The following is a 1,646-nucleotide window of genomic DNA, read 5'->3' as shown; positions in this document are numbered from 1 at the left end:
TAAGACCGGCTACTAATACCCCACGATCTGCCGGGCATACACGCCCGATGGATTCTCTTTCCGCATATGGGCGGCGGCACCAAACCGTGCTGCCGCCCTGACGCGGTCAGCCCATCATCAGGGGGCCTCACCGCCGCAGGGCATAGAGGCATACCGGCCATTCATTCAAAAGATCTTGCTACATCAAGCGCAAAGCATTCCATCAAGCGCTTAAACTTATCATCCTCATTGAGATACTCCACAATACACCTGGCCGCGTCCTCATCTGCAGGAATTGCTGGGCTAAACAAAAAATGTTTTGAGTCGGAATCCTTGACCCTGGCCCAGACATTTGCCAAATAAATTGGCTGCTCTTCTGATCGTGTATAGTCCACGCTGACCTCCATGACAATGTCATCCGGGAGGTCAAATGCGGATATTGGCAAATCAAAAGTAAAATAGTCCGGCCGGTTCATGACGGCTTGGCCGAAATCCGGCACATGAACGATTTCCCAGGGTGACCGTTCCTGATTGTTCTGTTCAAACTCCCGAACTTCCTCTTCCGTTGCCGCCCTCACCGCCATCTTTCCGCAGTCCGGGCACTGTTCCGGCTGCGCGGCGCTGCTGAAAAGGAAGTGGCAGTGGTCACATACAAGCACCATTTTCCTCACCTGCATCCAAAATTGTTTATTCCATTATACCACATGGCTTGTCCCCGGACAAGCGCGCCCCCACGGAAGGAGGTTTTTCATACGATCTATCAGACCAGTTACGCGCCCTTTCTCCGTCTTCTGGAGAAAGTCCCGTGTGAATATGCCGGCCACACGCCGCAGTTTCAATCCCTTGTCCACCATCTGCTCCAATGGGCGTGGGAGCGGGGGCTGTTCCCCGACATGACAGAGGACGAGATCGGACTCATCGCCGCCCTCTCCGCCTACCACGACGCAGGAAAGGCTATGCTCCCGCCCACGCTTTTATATAAGGAAGGGCCGCTCACCCTAAAGGAGTTTGAAGTGCTCAAAACACATCCGGAATGGGGTGAGTTCCTCGTGGATCTGGCTATCCCAGAACTGCGGGGCACGACCACCCACCGCTTTGCCTGCGAGATCTGCCGCTGGCACCACGAGCGATGGGACGGCGGCGGGTACCCAGACGGCCTGAAGGGGAACGAGATTCCCCGGTATGTGCAGGTCGTCGCCCTGGCCGACGCCTACGACGCGCTGGTGGCGCCGCGCAGTTACAGGCCGCCGGTCCGGCACAGGCGTGCCGCCAATATGGTCTACGGCGGGGAGTGCGGCGCCTTCTGGCCGCCGCTTTTGGCCGTCTTTGCCGAGCGCGCCTCCAGCATCCAGCAGGAGGTATACGGTGAAAAACCCGATCCCCCGGAGCAGTAAACGACAACGGCACAATTCCAATACGGCGCGCCGTCCCATTCCAGACGGCGCGCCGCTCTATTTCTGCAAGGAGGGATCTCATTTGAAAAAACTCTACAAAGTGTATGTGATGAGCATGACGCTCATGATGCTGATGGCCTTTATGGTACCATCCGCCTTTGCGGTAGACGATATGTGGACGGTTGCAAATACCATCATCGTGGATGTCTACTCCAAAATCGCCGGCATCAGCACCGTGCTGGCCGGCCTCATGTCCGCGGTAGCCGTGGTGGG

At 56.9% G+C, this 1,646-nt stretch carries 2 protein-coding genes and 1 pseudogene; 2 read left to right on the top strand and 1 reads right to left on the bottom strand.

The window, feature by feature from the left end:
- Nucleotides 1–161 precede the first annotated feature (161 nt).
- Complete coding sequence (locus B5F88_RS19370; protein ID WP_087937039.1) at nucleotides 162–641, bottom strand: hypothetical protein; 480 nt, start codon at nucleotides 639–641, stop codon at nucleotides 162–164.
- 42 nt (nucleotides 642–683) lie between these two features.
- On the opposite strand from B5F88_RS19370, the gene B5F88_RS19365 reads away from it, so the two are divergent.
- Nucleotides 684–1,373, top strand: coding sequence for an HD domain-containing phosphohydrolase (locus tag B5F88_RS19365; RefSeq protein ID WP_140402222.1), 690 nt, complete (start codon nucleotides 684–686; stop codon nucleotides 1,371–1,373).
- Between the two features lie 82 nt (nucleotides 1,374–1,455).
- Nucleotides 1,456–1,646: pseudogene (locus B5F88_RS19360) on the top strand (hypothetical protein); the annotation flags it as partial.

Source organism: Flavonifractor sp. An306 (genome assembly GCF_002159455.1).
Lineage (GTDB): Bacteria > Bacillota > Clostridia > Oscillospirales > Oscillospiraceae > Flavonifractor.
Note: the sequence above shows the minus strand (reverse complement) of the source record. Positions and strands in the feature narration are given on the sequence as shown.